Source organism: Mucilaginibacter phenanthrenivorans (assembly GCF_024721155.1).
GTDB classification, from domain to species: domain Bacteria; phylum Bacteroidota; class Bacteroidia; order Sphingobacteriales; family Sphingobacteriaceae; genus Mucilaginibacter; species Mucilaginibacter phenanthrenivorans.
On the sequence record NZ_JAHVAP010000005.1, the window covers coordinates 744954 to 769469 of the forward strand.

A 24516-nucleotide genomic window follows, 5' to 3' on the forward strand; every position below is an offset into this window, starting at 1 on the left:
GATAGACCATGGACCATAGTCCATAACTATTATATTTCATATTAATAATACAGTCTATGGACTATGGACCATCGACTATGGACTTAACCAAATGAACATACCATCACTTATCTTCTGGATCATTATTGTACTTCCTTTTGTTGCGCTTTTAGCATGGCTTATGAAGCAGGATAAACGTAAGGGCAAAGTTGGGCTTATCGTATTGGCTATTATGGTTGTGGGCGGCATTGCTTATATGTACTGGAAAACCAAGGGTCAATAGTAGACCAGATTAATGGATTTGAGGGATTTTTAAGGATGCTATCTTCAAAATATCCTTAAGGGATCCCTTAAATCCTTCAAATCCATTAATCCTGGTTGTCACAATCTTATTAATAACTTGCAGTTAAGCTACTTAGTTAATAACTTGTCGGTTTAGTTTATAACTGACCTTCTATGATAAGAATTAAACCAGCCAAAACCCTTTTGTTTGCTGCGCTCACCTTGCTTTCCTGTTCAGGATTTGCTCAAGTAAAATTAAGCCCCGAAGTCGAAGCTTCATTAAGCAAAGTTGATACTGCACAATTTAAGGCGGATATTGCCTACCTGGCTGATGACAAACTAAAAGGCCGCGGACCCGGAACCGAGGGTTACCAAATGGCTGTTGATTACGTTGTTAGTCGTTTAAAAGGCGTTGGTGTAAAACCTGCCGGTGAAAACGGCACATGGTTACAAGAAGTAAAATTTCGCAAAGCATTTTTGAAGGACGCCACCGTTTCAATAACCGGGACTAACCCGGCTCTTAAAATTGGTGTTGATTATACTGTATTTCCAAATCCATCCATAGCCAACGTTACTGTAAACGGCCAATTGGCGTTTGCCGGCTATGGTACAAGTGAACCATCTGTTGGTTATGATGATTATGCCGGACTTGACGTTAAGGGAAAAATTGTGCTGGTTGTGCGCGGCGCTCCCGACAAATTCTCGTCTTCCGTTTCGGCACATACCATGAGCCCATCCACTATATTGAAATCCGCAGCCGACCATGGCGCTGTTGGTGTTATTATTTGCTCAACCGACTCAACAGCAAAGATGCGTAACACAAAAGGTGGCTCATACAGCGTTATCGGAAGAGATGGAAAGGTTGCCATTTCGGGAATCTATTATTCCGACCAGGTAAAGGTGCTGGGGATGTTTAGCTATTCAGTGTTTAATACTTTGTTGCAACAATCCGGCAAAACTATGCCTGCGCTTTTAGCTCAACTGAAAGGTGGCACACCTGCATCGTTCACTATAAATTCCACAGCAAATATTGCTTACACGTCAACTTACCAGGATATTTTGAGTTACAACGTCATCGGTAAAATTGAAGGATCAGACCCAAAACTAAAAAACGAATACATCGTGCACAGCGCGCATTTGGACCACCTCGGTATCGGCAAGCCGGTTGAGGGCGATTCCATTTATAATGGAGCCCACGATAACGCATCAGGCGTGGCCAGCGTTTTAGCCATCGCCAAAATTTACCAGGGCATCAAACAAAAACCAAAACGTTCAATCCTTACTGTATTGTTAACAGGCGAAGAACTGGGCGACCTTGGCTCCGGCTATTTTGCATCGCACCCAACCGTGCCTGTTAAAAGCATCGTAGCGGATGTGAATACCGACATGCCAACCATTATCGCACCGTTGCTTTCTGTCACAGCTTTGGGCGCCGAGCATTCGTCCCTTTCCAAACAGGTCGATGAAGCAGCAGGATATTTAGGCCTTGGTGTAGAGCCCGACCCCGAACCAAAACAGGCCCGCTTTACCCGAAGTGATCAATACAGCTTTGTGGTGAACGGCATCCCCGCCCTGCACATCAAATACGGCAGCAAAACTGCCGATGGTAAAAATAACCTGAACGAGTTTGTGGCAAAATGGCGCGCAAAATACTACCACAAACCGCAGGATGACATTAACGGCATTTTTGATTTTGCCGCCGGTAAAAAATACGCACAGCTCAACTTCATAATAGGCTACCTGGTGGCGCAGGATGAAGCAAGGCCGACCTGGAATCCGGGTGATATTTTCGCCTCAAAATAGAAGCAAGAATTCAAGAGCCAGGAATCAAGATAAAAGGATGAGGCAACGACTTTATGACTTCTTAAGTAATAACAAATAAGCATTGAGAAATCGAATTAGGGATTTAAAAGTTCAGCAATTTCAGATTTTCTGATTCTTGCCTCTTGATTCCTGGCTCTTAATTTCTTGATCCTTAACTCTCTAATCTACAGAAAATGCTCAGTGACATTGAAACGGGAACCCACTCCCTCCTATTAAATTTAACGTGCCCCGAATGCGGTACCATACATAATGCTGCGGTTATAAATACGGTTTGTGTTAACGAGGCCTGTAAATCAACATTGTTTGCAAAATATGACCTATCCGGAGGCCTGGATAAAGCAATTTTATCAACCCGCCCCGCTACCATGTGGCGGTATAAGGAGTTGTTGCCGGTTATCGACGAGCGGAACATCGTTACGCTTGGCGAAGGCTTCACACCCATAATCCCAATTGAAAACCTGAAGCAGTTTATTGGCGATAATGCGGTTTTTTGGAAGGATGAGTCCGGCAACCCGACCGGGTCATTTAAAGCAAGGGGGTTAAGCGCCGCTGTATCAAAAGCAAAGGAACTAGGTATTGATACCATCGCCACGCCCACCGCAGGTAATGCGGGCGGCGCTTTGGCTGCATATGCGGCCAGGGCGGATATCAAGGCAATTGTATATATGCCGATACAAACCCCACAGGTTTTTAAGGATGAATGTCGGCTGTATTGCGCGGAACTTATTGAGATTGATGGCAACATCAGCGATTGCGGCCGGCTGGTTAACGAGCAGGCTTTGCTAAACAACTGGTTCCAGGTATCAACCTTAAAGGAACCTTACCGGCTCGAGGGAAAGAAGACCATGGGCTATGAAATTGCAGAGCAGTTTAACTGGCAGCTGCCGGATGTTATCTTATATCCAACCGGCGGCGGCACCGGCCTGATTGGCATGTGGAAGGCATTTGACGAAATGGAACAGTTAGGATGGATCGGCAGCAAACGCCCGCGCATGGTTGCCGTACAATCTGAAAGCTGTAACGGGATAGTTAGCGCGTTCAATTCCGGCCAGCAGATTTCTGAATTTACCGACGGCGGTTTCACCATAGCCAACGGCCTGCGGGTACCAAAACCCTATGCGGATAAACAGATCCTGAAGGTATTACGCGACAGTAACGGAGCCGCACTTACCATCAATGATGCTGAAATGAACGCTGCCGTAAAAGAAATAGCACGCAACGAGGGTATGCTGATAGCACCTGAAGGCGCCGCTCTTTGGCAAGCCTTTAAAAAGTTAAAGTCCAGTAAATGGATCCAATCCGGAGAAACGGTATTGATGATTAATACTGGAAGCGGGTATAAGTATTTGGAGAATCTTCTCATAGATTAATTTCCACCGCGTCATTGCGAGGAACGAAGCAACCTCTACGAAGGACAATCAACGAACCTTTATGGTGATGTGTACTTCCAGCCGCTGAACGATTACCAAAATACTATTGCTTCTTGATTGGCATGTGCAGAGATTGCTTCGTTCCTCGCAATGACGATCTGGGAAAGAAAGTCACAAAAAAATCCGTTAACCATCTTCATGATTAACGGATCTTGTAAATAGATTTTGGTTTGTTGTTTGATCTTTATTTACCGCCTGAAACCTGCATAGGGTTTACACCCACCGACTGGCCTCTTGCTGCTGCTGCATTAACTTTTTGTTTAAAGATAGAGAATTTTGATGGTTCTGGCATTTTGCCCCAGTAATTATTGCTTTCGTCAATATCCGCTGTTTCGCGCATCGGGTCTAACTTAATAGAGGCTACTTCCTTATCCTGTACATAAAATTTAGATACATGCTTTTCGTTTAGCCTCCAGATTTGTGCCGGGATCCGGTCGATTGATTTGGTGCCATCGGCGAAGGTAAACTCAACGATGATCGGCATCACTAAACCACCTTTATTACTAAAATCAAGCTGGTAGAAATATTTACCGGCATACTTGGTTTTATCCTCGTCGGTCATAGCTTCGGCAGTTGCGCTGCGTTGCGGGGTTGCCAGTTCCTTGGTCATGTTGTTAAATTTAATGGTATCAACAGCAGCCAATCCGCGATCATATTTGTAATAAAAATCATGTACCGCGGTATCCTTCTCTACATAAAATTTAATGCCTTTATCTTCGCGGTTACGAATTTTGGAGATATCGTCGAATGTATTAAGGGACGGAGCATCTACTTTCCTTGCCGAACGCCTGTTAAAGTCGGGCATTTTTCCATCAAGGTCAGCCTTGGCCACCTTTACAGAATCAAGTGAAATATCGCAGGCTTCTGTGCCGTAGAACCAGCCTCTCCAAAACCAATCCAGGTTTTCGCCGCTGGCATCGCCCATGGTGCGGAAGAAATCGGCCGGGGTTGGGTGCTTAAATTCCCAGCGTCTTGCGTATTCCTTAAATGCATAGTCAAATAACTGCCGGCCCATAATGGTTTCGCGCAGGATATTCAAAGCCGTTGCCGGCTTGGTATAAGCATTCGGGCCAAAGCGCACAATGTTTTCAGAGTTGGTCATGATTGGCTCCAGCTCATTTTTAGGCAGCTTCATGTAGTCAACAATTGTATAGGCAGCACCTTTTTTACTTGGATATTTGTTATCCCAAAGCTCTTCGGTAAGGTATTCAACAAAGGAGTTTAAACCCTCGTCCATCCATGTCCACTGACGTTCGTCGCTGTTAACGATCATTGGGAAGAAGTTGTGCCCAACCTCATGGATAATTACACCTATCATGCCATTCTTGGTGCTTTCGCTGTAAGTACCATCCTTTTCAGTACGGCCGTAGTTAAAGCAGATCATCGGGTACTCCATACCGTTTGACGCCTCAACACTTTGCGCAACCGGGTAAGGGTAAGGGAAAGTAAAGCTTGAATAGGTTTTTACTGTATGAGCAACCAGCTTGGTCGAGAATTTACGGTATAAAGCGTAAGCCTCCTTGCCATAATAGCTCATACACATAACAGTTTTACCGTCAACATTCTGACCCATGCCATCCCAAATAAATTTTCGGGACGATCCCCATGCAAAGTCACGCACGTTATTGGCAACAAATACATAGGTCTTTTTAGCGGTGCTTGGTGCGGCTTCTGCTTTTTTAGCTTCGTCAAGGGTTACTATTTCAACAGGCTCGGCTGATGTTTTTGCTTTGTTGTAACGGGCCAACTGCGTTGGTGTTAAAACAGCAGCATAGTTGATACATTCGCCGGTTGCGCCAACTACGTGATCGGCAGGTACAGTCATCTGCACTTTAAAGTTACCGAAGGTTAAGGCAAATTCGCCCCGGCCGGTAAACTGGTGGTTTTGCCATCCCTGGAAATCGCTGTAAACACAAAGACGTGGATACCACTGTGTCATGGTGAACAGGTAATTTCCGTCACCAGGAAAGTATTCATAACCGCCGCGACCGCCAATACTCAACCTGTCAGAGATCTTATAGTTCCACTTAACGGTGAAAACTATTTTCATGCCGGGTTTTAAAGCCGAAGGCAGGTCAATACGCATCATAGTTTTGTTAACTACATAAGGCAGGCTTTTACCCAAAGCATCAGTGATGCTCAATATTTTATCGCCATAACCATTGTCACCGATTACTTTTTCAGCACGGTCAAGCTGTAGGGTACCCGCACCCTTCGGCATGGTTGAGCTTTGCTGATAATTGGCATTGTCATTATTGTTGTGCTGGTTCTCGTCCAGCTGCAGCCAGATGTAATCAAGCGGATCCGGCGAGTTATTGAAGTAAGTAATAGTTTCCGTACCCGTTAGCAGCAGTGCCTTTTCATCAAGATTACATTTAATGTCGTAATCGGCACGTTGTTGCCAGTACTTGGCGCCGGGCGCGCCGCTGGCGGTGCGCTGTTCATTGGGCGTATTTAAAATAGTGCCCAATTGCTCAAACTTATTGCCGTGGTTGCTGGCAGGATTATTCTGAATATCCTGTGCGCTAACAAAACCGGCAATAGTGAAAGTGAAAAATAGTGAAGTAAAAACTTTTTTCATTGTTCAGTTAATTATTATTTATAAAGTCAGTTTCTGTATTAAGCCCGGAAGTCGGAAAAGACCGAAAGTCCGGAAGATTTTTTGTCGCTTATTCAACCCCCGTTCCAAATCCGAAATCGAAATTCCGAATTCCGAAATCTACCATGGCAATCTTTCCAAAGCCATTTTAAGCGACAAGGCAAATACGCCTGCCGAAAGGAAAAAGATCCAGTCGCGGCGTTTTACTTTTATTATATTTAAGAACACGATGCCAATTACCAATATGATGGCAACAACAAAGATCTGCCCCGCTTCCAGCCCCACGTTAAAACCAAACAGGCCGAGGCCAATTGACTGATCCTTAGCCAGCATAATACGGATGGCGTTAGCAAAACCCATCCCATGGATGAGCCCAAAACACAACGCAAGATAATAATTTATCCGGGCACTTTTCCCCTTCTTATCAAGCTGGAAAATATTATTCAAAGCGGTAATAAATATGGTACAGGGAATTAAAAATTCAACCCATTTACTCGAAAACCTGATCACATCATAAACGCTTAAAGCCAGCGTTAACGAGTGGCCAATGGTAAATGCGGTAACCAGGATGAGGACCTTTTTTATGTCCCGGATAGTGTAAACGCAAGCCAGGGCAAGTATAAACAACTGGTGATCAAGCGCATCGGCACTGATAATGTGCTGCCAGCCCATTTTAAAATAAAAAGCAAAGTCGGACATTGCGAACTAAAGGTATTAAGCACTAAATTTAAGGCGTTTTTCCAACTATAAAAATCAGGGCACGTTATGTGGGCATTTATTTTTCAACCGCTATTATATTGTTACATTGTTTTGGGCACAGCCTTCCCGGCTAAACCGCCTGTTAAAACATTCCATCCTATTCACGTAAGCACCACAAACATTAGCTATAATAACCAGGACAGTAAGCTGGAAGTGATCTGTACCATTTTTACCGATGATTTTGAAGCGGCCCTTGTAAAACAATACCATGCAAAAACCGATCTTAACCGCGCAGACATGCACGCCGCAATGGATGCGCTGGTAAAAAAGTATATCATCAGCAATCTGCAAATTAAAACCGGAGCAGCGCCGTTAAACCTTGCCTACATCGGCTTCGAGATCAACAAGGAGGCTACTGATATTTACTTTGAATCAGACAAGATCCCGGCGGTAAAAAAAATTGATGCCGACGTAAGCCTGCTACACAATTTATTTGACGACCAGATAAACATTGTACACATTACTGTTGGCGGCGTAAGGAAAAGCGAAAAATTGGATTATCCGGATAAAAGGGTGAGCCAGGTGTTTTAAAAACTATTTTTTTCGCTGTGTATCAAAAACAATTATTGAAACGTATAGTATATTGAAAGGATGTTAATTAGTCGTGACGAAATATTTAACATCCTGTTTTAATATTTTCACATACTTACCTCCATGAAAAAAATAATTACTTCGCTCGCTATAGCTTTTTTGATCGTATCTATTGTTTCGTGCTCGAAAAAAAGCACGCCTGGCCCAACCAATCCTGTTACAGGTTACACCCAGATAACAGACGGCGGAACAGCAAACCTGTCCGAAGCGCGGAGTGATTTTGCATCGGCCGGCTTTTCCAATGTAGTCTTATTTGCCGGCGGGTCTGCCGACGAAGGGAAAACATTTTCAAAAACAGTTGATATTTTTAATATAACAACTGCGACGACGGGAACCGGGCAACTTAGCGAGGCCCGCTATATGCTGGCAGCCGCAGGCGGCGGCGGCAAAGTTGTGATTGCAGGCGGGTTTAATGGCAGCTATTCAAAAACAGTAGATATTTACGACGTTTATAAAGGAGGATGGTCAACAGCCCAGCTCAGCGAGGGCCGGGCTAGTCTTGCTGCTGCTGCCATTGGTAGTACAATGATTTTTGCAGGTGGCACAACTGCTGCCGGCGTATCAAAAACAGTTGATATATATGATGCTTCAACCAATAAGTGGACAACTGCCAGCCTTAGTGTGGCCAGAACCGGGCTTGCAGCTGCTGCCGCAGGCAGCAAAATCCTGTTTGCCGGTGGTATAGATAACTCCGGGCAGGCGGTAAATACCGTTGATATCTATGACATCCAAACTAAAACATGGTCGGTGGCATCCCTTAGTACAGAAAGAGAAAAATTTGCCGGCGCTTCCGCAGGCGACAAGGTAATTTTTGCTGGTGGTGATACCAACACTAGTGGTCGCGTAAGTTCTGCCGACATTTACGATGCATCAACAAACAAATGGACTACTTCACAATTGTCTGAAGGAAGGGAAAGCCTTGCCGGAGCCGGCCTTCCGAACATAATTTTATTTGCGGGTGGATTTCACGGATCGGCTAATTCATCAGTTGTAGATGCTTACAATATCCTAACCGGGGTATGGACATCGTTAAGTTTGAGCAATGGCAGAAGCTCGCTTACAGGTGTAGCTCTTGGGAATACAATATTTTTTGCAGGCGGCGATGGTGCAAGCGGACCTTCAAAAACTGTTGACTTTTTTATTCTGACACAGTAATAATCAGAAAAATATTAAATTTGATAATTAAGCCACATGACCGAATAGTGTGGCTTAATTATTTTATCCATGTCTGTAAATCAACTGGAAACTATATCCCACTTTTTTTAGCCAGGCAAAACTCCTTTTTGATATACTCTCCTAGCTCATAATCATTAGCATCTTTTACCATTTCATATGTCGGCCGATATTTTATCATGAAATCGTCCAGGCGCTTGGCCTTATAACCGGTTATCCCCATAACCAGATTTTTGGTAAAACGATGATCGATGATACTATTCTGGTAATCGGTATTAAAAGTATGCTGCAAATTGCGGGCGTTATTACCCTCACGGCTTAATGCGCTCCAGATCTTGTCAACATTATCCGGGCCTATAATATTGCTCTTATCGCCTACACGGTAAATTTCATGGTAGTCTTTTTTGCTGTCCTCCAATTTTTTCGCAGGAGATAAAGCCCCGGCATTAACTATTACTTCTTTAAGCATTATGGGGTTCTTTTTTAGGTTGATGACAAAATACAAGGCGTCATCCACTAACGCAGTATCTTTAACAAACTCCTCTTTCCTGGCAATTAATGTATCGCCTGTTTTGGCAGTAATAGTAAACTCGCCAATATCATTACTTATTGCTTGCGTATGAATGCTGATGTCTTTTATATTCACCCCACTTTGCCGCTCATTATTAAAGCTCACCAAACCGGTAATTTTTCGCACCTGAGCCGAAGCGGAGCAACAGATGATAATCTTAAACAGCAGGCAGAAACACAATACTTTCATGATTGCAAAAAAACAACGACAATATCATCATTTACCAGGTGCCAAAACCCTACCTACAGGTTAAACTATGTTAAATACAAATCCAGCGGCGCGGCGCCTCCCTGATCTCTAATCTCCAGTCTCTAATCTCTAGCCCCAATCAACTAACATGATCTTAATCTACATCAAGCCCTATCACTACCCTGTTAGGTATCTTTGTGTATAAATTATTAAAGAGACGAAATGAAAAAGCAAATTGAAAAAATATATAGCCGCCCTGCCCGTCCGGGTATGGTTGGCGACGGCTTCAGGGTATTTAACTACTTCCCAAATGCCGAACTTACACAAAAACGGGTTAGTCCCTTTTTAATGCTCGATTTTAATGCCGAGTATGATTTTGGGCCATCAGATCATTTACGTGGTGTTGACGTGCACCCGCATAAAGGGTTTGAAACGGTTACTATAGCCTATAAAGGCAGTGTTGCACATCACGACAGCACCGGCAATAGCGGCATAATAAATCCCGGCGATGTACAGTGGATGACCGCTGGCGCGGGGATTTTACACAAAGAATATCACGAAGAAAGCTTTTCGAAAAAAGGTGGCCCGTTCGAAATGATCCAGCTTTGGGTAAATCTTCCGGCAAAGGATAAGCTCACCGCTCCAAAATATCAACCCATAACTGCCGATCAAATGGGCAAAGTTATATTGCCCGATAATGGCGGCGTGGTAAATATAATTGCAGGCAGCTTAAATGAGAACAGGGGCCCTGCTAAAACCTTTACCCCGGTAAATTTATTCGATGCCCGGTTAAATAAGGGCGGGACGTTAAATGCAACCATCCCGGCAAATCATAACACCATATTATTGGTGATTGAGGGTAAGGTAACTGTTAACGGTGAACAGGTTGATCAGCACGATTTTGTTTTATTTAAAAACGAAGGCGAAGAAATAACCGTTACAGGTGATGAAGAAAGCGTGGTTTTACTTTTAAGCGGCGAACCCATCAATGAGCCTATTGCACAATACGGCCCGTTTGTAATGAACACCCAGCATGAATTACAGGTGGCCTTCCAGGAATTCCAGTCAGGCAAATTCGGTATACTGGAATAAAGATCAAATATTGATACAATCATTAAAAGCGGCTCATTGGGTCGCTTTTCTTGTTTTATGCCTTTTACAAACTAATTCCTGTGCGTAGGCCAATAGTTGGCGACATTTATCGAATCGCCTCAATTTTTCCATATCTCTAATTTAAATAATCAACGATACTTATTTTTTTTGCATATTTAAATTTAATATTTACTGATATTATTTTCATCAGGGCTACTCAATCTAACTTATTGTGAAAAAACCTATACTGTTATCTCTTTTCATATTAAAGTTCGCTGCATCCTTTTCGCAGGCGAAATCAGATAGCCTGCTAAATGCCGGCAACATATTTTATGGCAAAAAGGAATATTCAAAGGCAGCGACTATTTGGGTTCAGGCTGCCGAAGCAGCTGATAATAAGATCTCCAAAAGCAATATCTATTATTACGCAGCTAGTGTGTATGCCGCTGCAAAAGATAGCAGCAACAGCTTCAAATATATTGAGCTGGCAGTAAATAAATATGGCTACAACGACATTCCCGGCTTAACCGGCGACGATGATTTTGATTTTATGCGATCAGGCATTCGCTGGAAAAAATTATTAGCATCCATAAAGCCCGCTTATTCAAATGACCCGCAAAAGGTAAAGATCGTCGATAGCGATGTAAAAAATTTCTGGATCGCTTTTGATAAGGCAAATGCTGATACCGCTCATGCAGACAGCATCTATAAAAAATATTATTTTAATAAGGGCACAACCGCGCTGCTTGATTATTACGTGAATAAAATGGGGAATAATATTTATTCATTTGCGCTTGACCACAAGGAGATGAAGAAGTTTTATGCCAGCATCAGGCCGGATACCTATAAAGCGCTTGCTTATAAAAACGAGTATATCAAAAACAATGTTACGCTAAAAAAGCTATATCCTGAGGCCATTTTCCCCGACATCTATTTTGTGATAGGAAAGTTGAATTCAGCAGGCACCTCTACCGGCAATGGATTAATAATGGCTATTGACCAAAGCTGCAAAACAAACACCACCGACCTTTCTGAAATTAAAAGTTGGCAATTGCATTATTTGAATCCGTTACAAGCGCTCGTGCCGATAGTAGCCCACGAGCTTATTCATTTTCAGCAGCACAGCATGGGGTCGGATACCATAATGCTACGAGAAGCAATAATTGAGGGAATGGCGGATTTTTTAGGCGAGGTAATCTCAGGGAGAACTACTAATGAACGGCTTAAAACCTTTGCAAACGGAAAGGAAAAAATGATCTGGGCTGAGTTTAAGAAGGACATGTATTTAAACCGCAAACAAAACTGGATAGGAAATGGTGACCAGGATACCCCCGACAGGCCGGCTGACTTAGGCTATTGGGTAGGCTACCGCATCTGCAAGTCTTATTACCTTCACTCAAAAAATAAAAAACAGGCTGTTTATGATATGTTCCACATCGGGGATTATAAAAAGTTTTTGGCAGATAGCGGATTCGACGCAGAAATAAGCGCGTTGTAAACCGCCCAAACACATAACTTTAAGTTATCAGCTATTCCACTTTGTAATAAAAAACAAGTTGATTATAGCAGCACCTTTGCATAACAATAATTTAATGTTATGCAAACCCCACATTTCACAGGCGCCTGCACCTCATTTATCAATCTTGACGATAACATCAAAAAGATAATCTTCATTGGTTGTGCAGTGTTTTGTCTTACTCCTTTTGCAAGCCCGGCAATTGCATTGTTACTGGGTTTGGTGATAGCACAGATCATCGGCCACCCATACCTTCACTTAAATCATAAAGCCACTCACTTATTATTACAGGTATCCGTTGTCGGCCTTGGATTTGGCATGAATGTGCATAGCGCTTTGCAAGCCGGCAAACAAGGCATTTTATTTACCATTGCGTCAATTTCGGCCACTTTAATATTCGGCTATTTTTTAGGCAGATGGTTTACCATCGAAAAGAAAACCTCATTTCTAATCTCATCAGGAACGGCAATTTGCGGCGGCAGCGCCATAGCAGCAATCTCGCCGGTTATTAAGGCAGAGGAAAAACAAATTTCGGTTGCACTCGGCTGTGTATTCATATTGAACTCCATTGCCTTATTCATATTCCCGGTAGTCGGCCATTATCTTAACTTATCACAAACCCAATTCGGCCTTTGGTGTGCCATCGCCATACATGATACCAGCTCGGTAGTTGGCGCGGCAAGTAAATACGGAACCCACGCACTTGAGGTAGCCACCACCGTAAAGCTGGCCCGCGCACTTTGGATCATCCCCGTAACTTTTATGGCTACGTTTCTATTCAAAAATCAATCGAAAAAAATAAGCGTTCCATGGTTTATTGGCCTGTTTGTTATGGCAATGATAGCCAACACATATATTTCCGGAGTTTCGGTTATCGCTCCATATTTAATAGTTGTAGCCAAAGCCGGTTTAACACTTACGTTGTTCCTGATAGGCGCAGGTTTATCCCGCAAGGTACTGGCTTCTGTTGGTTTTAAGCCTCTATTGCAGGGTGTGTTGTTGTGGCTATTTATTTCGGTAACGGCATTGTATGCTGTTGTACATTTGGCTTAAGGTACTATTCCATTTGCGCTACCAGGCTGTTCAGTTTATCAATATACTGCCCGTATTGCTTTTTTTGAGACCTGCGTTTTACCAGGAATTGAGCGGTAAGGAATACAACATAAACCACTATCCTTAAAACAGGGTTGATTGCGCCCCACCCCGCATAATCAGCATCAAACTTAAAATGAACACACACTTCCAGCAAAACAGCCATCAGGATATAAAGCAACAAGTGGACATACAATTGGGTGCTGTTGCGCTTTTCAAGCAGGAACACCCGTTTAATTAAATTCTCCTTAATGCTCCCGGCCGGCTGCTGAATTTTCTTTATGGTGAGATAATTAAACAGCGAGAACAGGAACTCAATGAACAGGATAGTAAAAAGCAGGTATCGTGTTGGTCTTTGATGCACCCCGCTGCTGATAAACCCTCCAGCAAATAATACCACCACAAATGGGAAAATATAAAGCGAGGCCTTGAATTTTTTCTCGAGCGCAGCCAGCGGGCTTTTTGAATCGTGGTAGATCATTTCGGCAATATTATAATTTACAGCCGATGTCTGGGTAGTGGATTTGGCCCACAGCTCCTTAAATTGATCGAGTTCCATATTATTTACTTTTAGTTAGTTGTCTTAATTTTTCTTTTATCCTTGTCATTTTAACCCGCAACGCGCCGTTTGTAATGCCCATTATATTTTCCATTTCCTCATAACTTTTACCATCCAGGTAAAGCATTACGAGGGCCTTCTCAATATCATTGAGTTGATTTATTGCCGAATAAAGCTGTTCTAATTGTTCCGTTTCCTGTTCACCGAAATTCACATCTGCAACATCGGGAACTTTGCCATCCGGGCCACGAGTGAGCGGCGATCTTTTCTCCTTGCGGAAGCCTGTCATCGCCGTATTAATAGCTACTTGGTAAAGCCAGGTGCTGAACTTTGAATCGCCCCTGAACTTTTGATAACCCTTCCACACCTGGATCACGATCTCCTGGTAAAGGTCCTGCCGGTCGGCATCATTATCAGCATACAGGTAACATACCTTGAAAATAATGCGTTCATGCTCCTTTACCAGGCTTATAAATGTGGTATGCAAATCGAGGTGTTTCACTGCATTTTTGGCTTATGAGTATCGCCGGAGGATTGTTTGTTACAGTGAAATTAAAAAATAAAATTAAGGATGCCCATGTGTTATTTTGAAGAACGCAGTGGATATTTTTACCATGGAGTTAGCGGAAGGAAAACACAATGTAGCACTGAGTTCCCCACACCTTATTTTTTTTCAAGCAATGGCCGTGGATCGAAAATCACTTTTATTGAATTGATCCTTCCGTTTTGTAACTGATACCAGCCGCTGCAAAAAACAGTTGTGCCGCCCATATTGATATCATAGAACACGCTCACGTCCCCGCCATCTGCAAACACTTTCTGAATACTATATTTAAACTTCATTTTCTCCATATCGGCTATGTAGGTATCACCGCCGTCACGTGTTCCCATAACCCCAACAAATTTTACATCATCAGTTAAATAGCCTCTTGCAGCTTTAAAATCTTCATCATTTAGCGCCTTTAAAAAGCTTTGTACCGTTTTGCCTGCAGTTTCCATAATGGTTTGTTTTGGTTATTAAATATTAACCCGCCAATAACAAAAAGGTTCTTTAAAAATCCATCCCGGCTTTTTGTACTTTTGTGTCGTGACAACTCCAGGTAAAAAAACTCCGCCCCTTAAAAGATCTGCTGCGCCCAAAAGAAAATCTCCGCCTAAAAAAAAATCGGCAAATAGCTTCTCTACAAAATGGAAGGTGGCATTGGCTGGGTTCCTGCTGATATTGTTGTCCCCGTTTTATTATGGCTATGTGATAAAGGCTTTTACCTCGTCGTGGCGCTGGATCAGGGATCTGGGCAGCGATCCGCACTACCGCACCTATAAAAGTTTCAATATCCGTATTCCTGATAAATATACCATTCATGGCATTGATGTTTCATCGTACCAGGGCAGGATAGACTGGAGCCTGGTTAAGGCCATGCAGGAGGACGAAGTGCGTGTAAGCTTTGCTTTTATAAAGGCAACAGAGGGCGTGGTAATTGTTGACCCTTATTTTCAGCGTAACTGGCGCGAGGCTCCAAAGGCTGGGGTTATTTGCGGCGCATACCATTATTTCAGGCCGAAGGTTAGCGGCAAATGGCAAGCCATCTTCTTCCTGCAAAATGTAAAGACCGAAAAAGGCGACCTGCCAATGGCTGTTGATGTGGAAGAGCTAAACGGAGTTGCCCCGGCAAAAATGCGGGCGGAGCTCAAGGAGTTCTTAAAATATATCGAGCTCAAAACAAAAATAAAACCCATAATATACTCCGGGCTAAAATTTTACCAGGATAATTTGCAAGGCTACTTTGATGACCATACATTATGGATAGCGCATTATTACCAGCCGCAATTAAGTGTCGGCAGCAGTATAAAATGGCGTTTTTGGCAGCATAGCGACAAGGCAAAAGTGAACGGAATTAACCACGTTACAGACTTTAATGCCTTTAATGGCGACAGTATCGCGTTCAGTAAACTCCTTGTAAAATAACTAATTAGCTGTTATTTAGCCAATTGCAATTAAATTGCATTCTCCACACAATAACAAGTGTTAATTTATGTTAATGTTTTTGATTACTAAGATTTTAGTTATACTTTAGTTTTCATTAACCTGACATATGAAATTCACAATTTTACTTTTACTCTCCATCTTGCTTTTTACTTTTTCAGCCTCGGCACAAAATCCTTTTTCAATTAAGGGTGCTGTTGTTGATACGGCTTCGAACGCCAAATTGGTAAATACAACTATCAGTGTATTAAATGCTAAGGATTCAACCCTGGTGAGCTTCACCCGGGCAAACTCATCAGGCGCCTTTACACTTCCCAATCTAAAAAAGGGTAAGCTGATAATGCTGGTAACCTATCCGGGCTATGCCGATTATGTGGAACGTTTTTCCCTCGATTCAGCTAAAACTACGCATGATTTTGGCCGCCTGAACATGATCCTAAAAGCAAAGCTGTTGCAGGATGTTATTGTTAAAAGCACTCGTGCCGCCATGAAGATAAAAGGCGATACCACCGAATTTGATGCCAAGGCTTTTAAGGTAGAGCCTAATGCCAAGGTGGAGGACCTGTTAAAACAGTTTCCCGGCATCCAGGTGGATAAGGACGGTAAAATTACTGCACAGGGCCAAACGGTAAGCAAAGTGCTGGTTGATGGAGAAGAGTTTTTTGGTGATGACCCAACGCTGGTTACCAAAAACCTGCGTGCCGATATGGTTGATAAAGTTCAATTATATGACAAGAAAAGCGACCAGGCAACATTCACAGGTATCGACGATGGCCAGAAAACCAAAACGCTGAACATCCAGCTAAAAGCCGATAAAAAGAATGGCTACTTTGGCAAGGCTGAGGCACAAGCAGGGACTGATGGTTATTACCAGGGACAACTTTTGTACAACAAGTTTAAGGCAAAGGAAAAATTCTCAGCATATGGTACTCTAGGTAATACCGGTAAAACAGGTTTGGGCTGGCAGGATAGCCAAAAATATGGCGCCGGCGGTGGGATGGAAGTTACTGACGACGGCGGCATGATGTTCACCATTAGCGGTGGTGGCGAGGATGAAATTGAGGGATGGAACGGTCAATATGACCAACACGGAATTCCACTTGCCAGGACGGGCGGCCTTCATTACGATGCCAAATTTAATAATGATAAGGAGTCGATCAACACCAATTACAAGATCGGCTCATTAGAGGTTAAAGGCACCAGCAATACGCAAACACAAACGCCTTCACCATTAGGATCGATCAACACCAATAGTGATCAAAGCTTTGATAAGTTTATCTTCCGTCAAAAACTGGATGCAACCTACCAGGTAAAACTGGATACAACATCCAATTTAAAAATCATGGTGGATGGCACATTTAAAAACTCCAAAAACAAAAGCAACACCGGCGGAAAAAGCTTCAGGAACGATACCTTGATCAACACCAACAGCGCCAACATCAATAACAATAACAATACGCACATATTTGACGCAAGTGCGTTTTATACAAAAAAGTTTAAAAAGAAGGGCCGTACTATTTCGGTATTGGTAAGCGAGGCCATTAATAATTCCGACACAAAAGGATATTTAACAACCGACGCACACTTTTTTGCCCCTAAGGACAGTGTCGCTCCTCATATCGACCAGTATAAAACCCTAAAAACAAACAGCAACGTCGTAAAAACAAACATTACTTATACGGAACCGCTTTCAAAGGCGACCTCGGTGATATTTAACTACGGGCTGGGGGTTGACGAGGGAACTTCAGACAGGAGATCATATAATGCCTCAGCACCGAATGTTTACAACCTGCTCGACAGCCTCTATAGCAATAGTTTCAAGCTAAACCAGCTATCAAACCAGGTTGGCGGCTTTCTTAACTTCAAAAAAAATAAGCTAACGGTAAACTTTGGAACCAAGGTTACGAATGTCAATTTCGATCAAACCGACCAGATAACCGGGCTTGAGCTTAAAAGGAAGTTTGTAAACTGGAACCCGCAGGCAAGATTTCAATACAGGTTTTCTCAGCAAAAGGGATTAAGCCTGAGCTATAACGGAAGCCCAACCCAACCATCAATCGAGCAGATTCAACCGGTGGTGGTAAACGACAACCAGGTAAATTTTATAATTGGTAATCCTTTACTTAAACCATCGTTCACCCATAACTTCAGCGGCGATTATAACTCCTATAAAGTGTTAAGCGGCATGTCGGTATTTATGTATGGTTCCTACTCGCTTACTACTAATCCAATTGTTGCCAGCCAGTCAATTAATGCAGGCGGGCAAAGCGTTACTCAATATGTCAATCTATCCAATAAAGGCCAATCCGACTTTTATTTTGATGGATCCATCAACAGGAAGATAGCAAAAGCGGACATGTACGTAGGTATTAACGGAGGGGTAAACGGAAACGCCAATTATAATATTTCCAACGGCGAGTTAAACTTCACCAAATCGTACACCTATAACATCGGGCTAAGGGCATCTAAATATGTTCCTAAAAAATATGATTTCAACTTTAACCTGGGCCCTACATATACCATCAGCGGATCTTCACTAACCCCTCAAATCAACAGCAACGGCAGGGGCTTTAATGGTTATGGGTCGTTTACGGTTTTTCTTCCGGGAAAATTCCAGATAAGCTCGGATGGCAGCTACCAGTTTAGGGCTAAAACTCAAACTTTTGATACCGATTACCATCGCACGCTAATCAATGCTTCGTTGGCAAAAACTTTCCTTAAGGATGATAATTTAAAATTCACGCTTTCAGGGAATGACCTGTTGAACCAAAACCAGGGATTTGACCGTACCGCCAATGGCAACTATATTATCCAAAACACCTACACTACTATAAAAAGATATTTTATGTTCTCTATTAGCTGGGATTTTAACAGCATGGGAGGCGCTGCAAAGAAATAAAAATATGAAAACTACCATCACAACCATTATAGTTGCGTTGCTGTTTAGCAGCAACCTATTATTCGCTCAAAATGAACATTTCACAAAATCGGGTATTATTGAGTTTGAGAAAACCGTGAATATGTATGCGATGATCCAAAAGGAGATCACACCAGATAATGAAGCCTTTTTCGGGCCGATCCTGGAATCGTACAAAAAGACGCAGCCACAGTTCAGAAAGGTTAAAAGCACATTAACCTTTGGGGATAACAAATCATTATACGCAGCGGTTCCAAACGATAACGGCCCGGGCGGCTTTTTCACCGATGATGCAATGTCCGGCCAGCCAAACACGGTGTTTAATGATCTGGAGACCCGGAGTACTGCAACTCAGAAGAAGGTTTATGAAGAGATCTTCCTGGTAAAAGATAGCACCCGCAAAATTACCTGGAAAATTACAGATGAAACCCGCGAAATAGCCGGCTTTACCTGTCGCCGTGCAAATGCGCTGGTAATGGATTCTATTTATGTAGTTGCCTTTTATACGGAATCTATAACGGTGCCGGCAGGCCCTGAATCGTTTACCGGCCTACCCGGTATGATCCTTGGCGTAGCATTGCCACACGAAAACGTAACCTGGTTTGCCACAAAGGTTACCGAAAAGTCGATTGAGCCAAAAGATTTGATGCCACCAAAAAAAGGAAAAGTGGTGAGCAACAAGGAACTTTATACTACGCTTAAACAAGTAATGAAAAACTGGGGGCCATCGGCGCAGCTGGAATTGAAAGCGCTGTTGTTATAGATGTGAGATATTAGACGTGAGATTTGAGATAAGTTGTAAAGATATTTTTCCGACGATAGTATTTCATTCTTATATTTAATGCGTGGAACATAAGACTTCAATAATTTATTTCTCATATCTCACGTCTCAATTCTAATTCCATGCTGAAAAAAGGCGAACATATTGAGGGCACTCCGGCAGAGCTGGAAGCCTTATTAGCGACTGATGAAAAAGCCAAGTCTTTTTTCGAGGGCCTTTCCAAATCATATAAACAAGGCTACTGCGACTGGGTTGGATCTGCCAAACAGGAAGACACAAGGAAGGTAAGGGCTGCAAAAGCACTAATCATGCTCCAAAATGAGCAAAAGACGCTAAAAACCTGATCGCTTACTTCGCGTTGTTGGTGATCATTATGCCTGGATTATTTTGATCGGAGGAACGTGCGATTAAAAAATCCTTTAGTGTTACCAGCTTATCTGTATTGATCAGGTCGACACCGCAATTTAATAGTTGTTCCCAAACGTTGCTTTTTTCGGGCGAAGACCAAAGCCGCACTTTTTTACCAAACCTGTGCGCCATTTTCACATAGGCACACAACCTTAATTTCTCATCCTCCGGCATCTTGCCCCGGCCATCCCAACTCAACATCCTGGAGTATTTACAACTTGACAATTTATATACATTTGTCGAGGTGGTATCCTGGTTGGTTTTTTGCAGATCCTCGTCTATAAATGCCAACCGGCTATCCTCAGCTTTTATTAGCTTATAGGGCTTATGACCGGATAAAACTACCGTAACTGCGCCTTTTATAACTGAGCCATGGCTAAAGCTGGAAAGCATGGCGCTATATTTTTTTAGAACCGTTTTAAGTGCCCGGTAGGTATTGTCGGCCCCTGTTTTAATATCGATCATTAAAATAACCGGTTCATTATATCCTTTATAAACTTGCCCGTTGTTCCTTTTAATCAGCTCCGCCAAAGGTTTTAAATAAAGCGACTCAAGCGTTCTATGGCTCCCAAAATAGGGATTAAGGTGCGCCACGATCAGGTCGTCATCCTCTAAAAAAATATCGGCTTCAATATTGGTATATCCATTTTCTAATGCGTCAAGCAGCGGGCGCTCGTGGAAATAGTCGTTATGGGCAAATGCATTTGGCAGAGGAACCGTTTGCGAAAGCAGCGTAAAGGGGGCAGTAAGCAATAAAACAAAAAATCCTGTTTTTAGTAATTTTACGCTTAAAATTGCTGAACGCATTTTTGAGTGTTATTGCTAAAGTTTATAATACAAATTTAGCCTGCCTGCGTTGCAGATTTCTAAATATTATATTACCAAATAGTTAAATTGCAGCTGCGTAATATTAATTTTTACTACGGCTGATCTAAGAGATCAGCATTGTCTTTAAATACCGTAACTTACCTCTAAAACATCTTATGCCATTTGATCTCCTGCTTAATAACGTTTCAAAATACATCCACCTGGATAGTGCCGAAAAAGAGATCTTCCTTTCATTTCTGCAGCCAAAACATATTAAGCGGAAACAATTCATATTAAACGATGGCGAGATCTGTAAAAACTCAGTATTTGTAACAGATGGTTGCCTGCGCGGGTTTACAGTTGATAAAAACGGCATTGAGCATGTGCTGAGCTTTGCTCCTCCGGGATGGTGGATAGCGGATATGTACAGCCTGATCTCCCAAAAACCAGGCATTTTGAATATTGAGGCATTGGAGGATACGGAATCCATCATACTTTCAAAAATAAACCAGGAAAAGTTGTACCACGAAGTACCAAAGTTCGAACGGTTCTTCCGCATCCTTACAGAAAATTCGTTGGTAGCCAATCAACAACGTATAGTGGATAACATGAGCCTTACTGCGGAAGAACGTTACAGCATTTTTTGTAAGCGTTATCCTACATTGATCGATCATTTGCCGCAAAAACAAATAGCCTCGTATGTAGGTGTGACGCCGGAATTCTTTAGTCGGATGAGGAGCGAAATGATTAGGAAGAGAGCTTGATAATAAAACACGAATTTTTCGAATTTGATCGAATTTCACCAATCTGCTTTGATAATCAAATAATGAGTTATAAACCATCAATGAATTTTTAATTCATCCTCTTTTTTAATTCGCGAAATTCTATCTAATTCGCAATTATTCGTGCAAGCGCATTTCTTAATCTACATCATCTTTCCCGCTTAAATCCTGCCTTACCTTTGATGTATCAATTAAAAAGAGGAAACAATCAAAATGGCACACACCGTATTACATAAAGCTGAAACCCGTGGACACGCAAACCATGGCTGGCTTAACAGTTATCATTCGTTTAGTTTTTCGAGCTACTACAATCCTGAAAGGATGAACTTTGGCGCTTTAAGGGTATTGAACGATGATACCGTTGATGCAGGCATGGGCTTTGGAAAACACCCGCATGATAATATGGAAATAATCTCCATCCCGCTTGAGGGCGATTTGGAGCATAAAGACAGTATGAATAACGTTGCTGTTATAAAAAATGGCGACATCCAGGCGATGAGCGCAGGTACCGGCATCTATCACAGCGAGTATAATAAGGACAGGGAACAACGTGTAAAATTTTTGCAGATCTGGGTTTACCCTGACAAAAAGAATGTTGAGCCGCGTTATGACCAGATTACGCTAAACCTTGAAGACAGGCACAACAAGTTACAGCAAATCCTGTCGCCAAATGCTGATGACGAGGGTGTTTGGATTCATCAGAATGCCTGGTTCCACTTGGGTAAATTTGATAAAGGTGTAAGCACTGAATATAATATCAAAGGCAAAGGTAACGGCGTTTATGTATTTGTATTAAACGGCGACGTAAAGGTTAATGATCAGCTTTTAAATACCCGCGACGGTTATGGTATCTGGGACACCGATAAATTTACCATCACAGTCGAAACAGACGCTGAATTTTTACTGATGGAAGTACCAATGGAATTCTGATTTAGAGATTAGAGGCTAGAGATCAGAGATTAGGAAGGAAAATATCCCCTTCTCGTTTGAGAAGGGGTACAAAAAGAGTTTATGAAGACAGAAATTTTAGCTATAGGCAGGCATCCCGAAATATTGCAAACTGTAGTTCGATTGGTAAACAATAATCCCGAATGGAATGCAACCGGCGCCGGTACCGATGATGAAGCCATATTGGCTTTTAGCGCTCAGCCATTCCGATTGGTATTGTTAGGCGGGGGGATTGAAAAGGAAAGTGAGGACAGGCTATGCGCTGCCTTTAGAGCTTTAAACCCGGACATCATAATTGTGCAGCACTATGGCGGTGGCAGCGGATTATTATTTGCTGAAATTTACCAGGCGCTCAATTAGTCCTTTTTACACTGCCACGTCTACACCGCCACTCCAAAACCAGTTCCCCTCATTGGTATAATACCACTTGCTGTTTCCCGAAACATCCTGCCCGTTATTGGTGAAGCCATCAAAAGCCAGCTGAACAGCAGGCGGCACGGCACACACAATAGGTACTGTAGTATTAGGAGCATGCCTTATATTTACACTTGCTTTAGTGGTTGCCTTACCAAAACCTACTATCTTAGTAATTACCGGCACTACCGGAACCGGGTTACCCAGCGCCATAGAGATAAGTTTATTAAAATCAACCTTGGTGCCCGGGCATGCCTTTATAGAGTAGATCTCGTGATGCCCCACAATGTGATCCCTGTCAATAGGGATACTCCAGCGTGTGGCTATCTCCCTGATCATATCGCTACTGGATTTATAAGTAGCGTCAGACCATACTGTGCTTTCGTCCCCTTCATGCTCTATACCGACGGTATAATAATTAGGATTTATATATTTACCAGGCGTACCTGCCTGTTTTATTAAAGCCCAGCTTGGTGCATTTACACGCCCGGCATGCCAGGCGGTATCCTCCTCACGTACATACTGATGTACATCGCCATTAATGCCGACTCCATAATGTGCGGATACCTGCGAAACCGTGCTTTTGAACCAACTGTCGGTACTGCTTAGCGTACCCTCCATTATATGGATCACAATGGCTATTGGTTTATAATTGTTGCGGCCCGAAGTATAATTGGGGCTCTTTACGAATATAGGTGTAGGTGCCATGATATTTTAATTTTATCCTAAAGTTTTTGCTTCATCCTTAACGATTTCTGCCTGGTTGGGATCGGCAGTAGCCTGCTTATTTTCGGTGCTTTTTAATGCCGCATATAAACCGGAACTTACCCCAAGTAAAATCAGGTTATTACCTGATACCACCGGCATTATAGTGTCTATAGCTGTCTTTGGATCACTAATATGATTATTTACATAAATGATAAACCAGATCCCGAATACGAGATTGAAAGCCACAGTTTGAAACCGATGCACATCTATACCATTTTTGTCAGACAGGATATCGAGGAAAAGGTTGTTGCCGTGAACATCCTGGCTTAATCCTGTGAGGTTCGGATTGGTTTGATCGTTGATATCTATTAACGTTGCGCCAACTGTTGTTGCAGAACTGATGCCCAAAAGGTAAAGCGTCGACGGATCAAAAGTTGGGCTGGCGCCCCTTGAGATCATAATGCTGACAAAGGAGGTGATAATAATAACAGTCCACCATGCCAGTTGCACACGCGAAAAGCTAAATGGCCGGGGCAATGCCGTGCTGTTGTCACGCAACATATAGTACTTCTTATCAAAAAACCAGACGAGCGCGACCAGCGCAACAAAGACGATCCAAAAGGTGAGATCTTTCATTTCTTGTGATTTTAAAAGGATGGATTAAGGCCTACTCTGTACACCGTTTTCGGCTGCCCGGTTATAAGATTAAATAAAGCTACGGTATAAATAATTAAAGATCAATTGATTATACTGCATAAATTTATGACATATTGCAGTTGATCGCTACCGTAATTTTACGTATTCCAATACGTATTTTAACGGTATTTTGTACCCGGTTGATCAGTCCAAAAGACTAACTCGGATTAGCTATAGCCCAGGAGATTTTGATAGAACCACCTGAAGATAGTCGCTATTATTGGATAGAAGTAATAATGTAATTTGCCGTTTGGCCTTTAAAGTCCGCATCAGGAGATACGAAAAGCGATAACACAAGAAAGCCCCCCGTATAACTACGAGGGGCAACCTGATAAGATTTGGCACCGACCTACTCTCCCACATTTTACTGCAGTACCATCGGCTCTGGCGGGCTTAACTTCTCTGTTCGGAATGG

The 24516-nt window shown here is 42.6% G+C and carries 24 protein-coding genes and 1 rRNA gene; 15 read left to right on the forward strand and 10 right to left on the reverse strand.

Annotated features, from left to right (window positions below; genetic code table 11):
- Positions 1-91: 91 nt before the first annotated feature.
- The 3 genes from KXD93_RS15275 (at position 92) to KXD93_RS15285 (ending at position 3455) form a co-directional block, all read left to right on the forward strand.
- Positions 92-262, forward strand: a complete 171-nt coding sequence (locus tag KXD93_RS15275; RefSeq protein WP_258138048.1) for a hypothetical protein — start codon at positions 92-94, stop codon at positions 260-262.
- Positions 263-435: 173 nt separating this feature from the next.
- Entirely contained in the window at positions 436-2064 is a 1629-nt protein-coding gene (locus KXD93_RS15280; RefSeq protein ID WP_258138050.1) for a M28 family peptidase, read from the forward strand.
- Positions 2065-2258: 194 nt separating this feature from the next.
- Positions 2259-3455 carry a threonine synthase gene (locus tag KXD93_RS15285; RefSeq protein ID WP_258138051.1) on the forward strand — a complete coding sequence of 399 codons (1197 nt, stop codon included), beginning with the start codon at positions 2259-2261 and terminating at the stop codon, positions 3453-3455.
- A 244-nt stretch (positions 3456-3699) separates the two neighbouring features.
- On the opposite strand, the gene KXD93_RS15290 is transcribed toward KXD93_RS15285, so the two are convergent.
- Together KXD93_RS15290 and KXD93_RS15295 are read right to left on the reverse strand one after the other, a co-directional pair.
- Entirely contained in the window at positions 3700-6096 is a 2397-nt protein-coding gene (locus KXD93_RS15290; RefSeq protein WP_258138052.1) for a M1 family metallopeptidase, read from the reverse strand.
- A gap of 138 nt (positions 6097-6234) precedes the next feature.
- Positions 6235-6813, reverse strand: coding sequence for a HupE/UreJ family protein (locus KXD93_RS15295; RefSeq protein ID WP_258138053.1), 579 nt, complete (start codon positions 6811-6813; stop codon positions 6235-6237).
- Between the two features lie 66 nt (positions 6814-6879).
- On the opposite strand from KXD93_RS15295, the gene KXD93_RS15300 reads away from it, so the two are divergent.
- Positions 6880-7404: a DUF6702 family protein gene (locus KXD93_RS15300; RefSeq protein ID WP_258138054.1), complete on the forward strand. Its 525-nt coding sequence runs from the start codon at positions 6880-6882 to the stop codon at positions 7402-7404.
- A 123-nt stretch (positions 7405-7527) separates the two neighbouring features.
- A complete protein-coding gene (locus tag KXD93_RS15305) occupies positions 7528-8619 on the forward strand; it encodes a Kelch repeat-containing protein (protein WP_258138055.1) in 1092 nt (363 codons plus the stop codon).
- 91 nt (positions 8620-8710) lie between these two features.
- On the opposite strand, the gene KXD93_RS15310 is transcribed toward KXD93_RS15305, so the two are convergent.
- Positions 8711-9397 carry a hypothetical protein gene (locus KXD93_RS15310; protein WP_258138056.1) on the reverse strand — a complete coding sequence of 229 codons (687 nt, stop codon included), beginning with the start codon at positions 9395-9397 and terminating at the stop codon, positions 8711-8713.
- Positions 9398-9619: 222 nt separating this feature from the next.
- Here KXD93_RS15310 and KXD93_RS15315 point away from each other — a divergent pair, with 222 nt between their 5' ends.
- From KXD93_RS15315 to KXD93_RS15325, 3 genes are all read left to right on the forward strand, one after another.
- Positions 9620-10489 (forward strand): pirin family protein, encoded by an 870-nt coding sequence (locus tag KXD93_RS15315; RefSeq protein ID WP_258138057.1) that lies wholly within the window; start codon positions 9620-9622, stop codon positions 10487-10489.
- A gap of 232 nt (positions 10490-10721) precedes the next feature.
- A complete protein-coding gene (locus tag KXD93_RS15320) occupies positions 10722-11987 on the forward strand; it encodes a gliding motility protein GldB-related protein (protein ID WP_258138059.1) in 1266 nt (421 codons plus the stop codon).
- Between the two features lie 99 nt (positions 11988-12086).
- Positions 12087-13058, forward strand: coding sequence for a YeiH family protein (locus tag KXD93_RS15325; protein ID WP_258138060.1), 972 nt, complete (start codon positions 12087-12089; stop codon positions 13056-13058).
- Between the two features lie 4 nt (positions 13059-13062).
- On the opposite strand, the gene KXD93_RS15330 is transcribed toward KXD93_RS15325, so the two are convergent.
- The 3 genes from KXD93_RS15330 to KXD93_RS15340 all read right to left on the reverse strand — a co-directional run bounded on the left by KXD93_RS15330 (position 13063) and on the right by KXD93_RS15340 (position 14655).
- A complete protein-coding gene (locus tag KXD93_RS15330; protein ID WP_258138061.1) occupies positions 13063-13656 on the reverse strand; it encodes a hypothetical protein in 594 nt (197 codons plus the stop codon).
- 1 nt (position 13657) lies between these two features.
- Positions 13658-14158 carry an RNA polymerase sigma factor gene (locus KXD93_RS15335; protein ID WP_258138062.1) on the reverse strand — a complete coding sequence of 167 codons (501 nt, stop codon included), beginning with the start codon at positions 14156-14158 and terminating at the stop codon, positions 13658-13660.
- A 161-nt stretch (positions 14159-14319) separates the two neighbouring features.
- Entirely contained in the window at positions 14320-14655 is a 336-nt protein-coding gene (locus tag KXD93_RS15340; protein WP_258138063.1) for a nuclear transport factor 2 family protein, read from the reverse strand.
- 88 nt (positions 14656-14743) lie between these two features.
- Here KXD93_RS15340 and KXD93_RS15345 point away from each other — a divergent pair, with 88 nt between their 5' ends.
- The 4 genes from KXD93_RS15345 to KXD93_RS15360 all read left to right on the forward strand — a co-directional run bounded on the left by KXD93_RS15345 (position 14744) and on the right by KXD93_RS15360 (position 19682).
- A complete protein-coding gene (locus KXD93_RS15345; protein ID WP_258138064.1) occupies positions 14744-15622 on the forward strand; it encodes a glycoside hydrolase family 25 protein in 879 nt (292 codons plus the stop codon).
- A 127-nt stretch (positions 15623-15749) separates the two neighbouring features.
- The gene (locus tag KXD93_RS15350; protein WP_258138065.1) at positions 15750-18539 is read left to right on the forward strand and encodes a TonB-dependent receptor; all 2790 of its coding nucleotides are present in this window, start codon (positions 15750-15752) and stop codon (positions 18537-18539) included.
- A 4-nt stretch (positions 18540-18543) separates the two neighbouring features.
- Entirely contained in the window at positions 18544-19320 is a 777-nt protein-coding gene (locus tag KXD93_RS15355; protein ID WP_258138066.1) for a GLPGLI family protein, read from the forward strand.
- A 140-nt stretch (positions 19321-19460) separates the two neighbouring features.
- Positions 19461-19682 (forward strand): YdeI/OmpD-associated family protein, encoded by a 222-nt coding sequence (locus KXD93_RS15360; protein ID WP_258138067.1) that lies wholly within the window; start codon positions 19461-19463, stop codon positions 19680-19682.
- 4 nt (positions 19683-19686) lie between these two features.
- Here the strand turns inward: KXD93_RS15360 and KXD93_RS15365 are convergent, their stop codons facing one another.
- The gene (locus tag KXD93_RS15365) at positions 19687-20553 is read right to left on the reverse strand and encodes a phosphatidylinositol-specific phospholipase C/glycerophosphodiester phosphodiesterase family protein (RefSeq protein WP_258138070.1); all 867 of its coding nucleotides are present in this window, start codon (positions 20551-20553) and stop codon (positions 19687-19689) included.
- 176 nt (positions 20554-20729) lie between these two features.
- Between KXD93_RS15365 and KXD93_RS15370 the strand changes: the two genes are divergently transcribed.
- The 3 genes from KXD93_RS15370 (at position 20730) to KXD93_RS15380 (ending at position 22643) form a co-directional block, all read left to right on the forward strand.
- Positions 20730-21317 carry a Crp/Fnr family transcriptional regulator gene (locus KXD93_RS15370; protein WP_258138071.1) on the forward strand — a complete coding sequence of 196 codons (588 nt, stop codon included), beginning with the start codon at positions 20730-20732 and terminating at the stop codon, positions 21315-21317.
- Between the two features lie 231 nt (positions 21318-21548).
- Positions 21549-22265: a pirin family protein gene (locus KXD93_RS15375; RefSeq protein WP_258138072.1), complete on the forward strand. Its 717-nt coding sequence runs from the start codon at positions 21549-21551 to the stop codon at positions 22263-22265.
- Between the two features lie 81 nt (positions 22266-22346).
- On the forward strand, positions 22347-22643 hold the full coding sequence (locus tag KXD93_RS15380; RefSeq protein ID WP_258138074.1) for a hypothetical protein: 297 nt from the start codon (positions 22347-22349) through the stop codon (positions 22641-22643).
- A 6-nt stretch (positions 22644-22649) separates the two neighbouring features.
- On the opposite strand, the gene KXD93_RS15385 is transcribed toward KXD93_RS15380, so the two are convergent.
- The 3 genes from KXD93_RS15385 to rrf form a co-directional block, all read right to left on the reverse strand.
- Complete coding sequence (locus KXD93_RS15385) at positions 22650-23405, reverse strand: N-acetylmuramoyl-L-alanine amidase (RefSeq protein WP_258138076.1); 756 nt, start codon at positions 23403-23405, stop codon at positions 22650-22652.
- 12 nt (positions 23406-23417) lie between these two features.
- Positions 23418-24041: a hypothetical protein gene (locus KXD93_RS15390; RefSeq protein WP_258138077.1), complete on the reverse strand. Its 624-nt coding sequence runs from the start codon at positions 24039-24041 to the stop codon at positions 23418-23420.
- 396 nt (positions 24042-24437) lie between these two features.
- Positions 24438-24516, reverse strand: a 5S ribosomal RNA gene (gene rrf / locus KXD93_RS30705); the annotation flags it as partial.